This window comes from Massilia hydrophila (assembly GCF_020208145.1).
GTDB lineage: Bacteria > Pseudomonadota > Gammaproteobacteria > Burkholderiales > Burkholderiaceae_D > Telluria > Telluria hydrophila.
Genome location: NZ_JAHYBX010000029.1, coordinates 1 through 749 on the forward strand (window position 1 = coordinate 1; position 749 = coordinate 749).

Sequence of the window (749 nt, forward strand, 5' to 3'; positions counted from 1 at the left end):
TCTAAAGAGAGCTCATCAATAAGCATTGCGAGCTGTTTGACCTTGAAGCTAAAGTCTTTCAGAATGGAGGCGTTTCTTATGATGGTGGAGTCTTTGACATCGACAGCACCGTAGAGCGGATAGACTTCTTCAAATACAACGGCTTTGATATGCGCATCCCGACTGTCGTTTTCCAGGTCCTGAATGTACTGGGCCGCGATATGGTTAAATTTCCACTGAACCGAAGGCTGTATGGTCGTAAACCGGTTGATGATGATATCGTCGATACGTTTTTTAAATTCTAGCGTAATATCCTGAGATAATTGTGATAAAAGCGGGACCAAAGAACCTAAGGCTTGCATTGTCTCATTGTCGAGCTGATCTTGTTCATGGCTGTATATTTCCAATATGCCTGAGAGGGAATGATTATGGATAAGTGGAATACACAGATAGGTCGTTACCCCCGAGCGACCAATCCGCTCGTCTAAAATAGATGTGGTATTTCGGAGGCCATTCGTCGCATTATTGGTATAAAATATCACATGCGGATGTTTTAGGTAGCCCGCAAGTTCAGGATTGATCTTGAAGGTTTTATTTGCGGTATACGCTTCCGCAATCAAGATGCTCTTATTGGTGATTGAATAATCGAAAAATGGGACTCCATTTAATTGGAATAACGGAAATAAACTAAATACGGTATCAGCCCCCTTTAATAGCGGTGTGATGATTTTTTCTAAATCAGCGAAAAAGAGGTGATAATTGTATGTAGG

The 749-nt window shown here is 41.5% G+C and carries 1 protein-coding gene; it reads right to left on the reverse strand.

Annotated features, from left to right (window positions below; genetic code table 11):
• On the reverse strand, nucleotides 1–749 hold a 749-nt coding region (locus LE190_RS22185), incomplete at both ends, for a hypothetical protein (protein WP_225240593.1).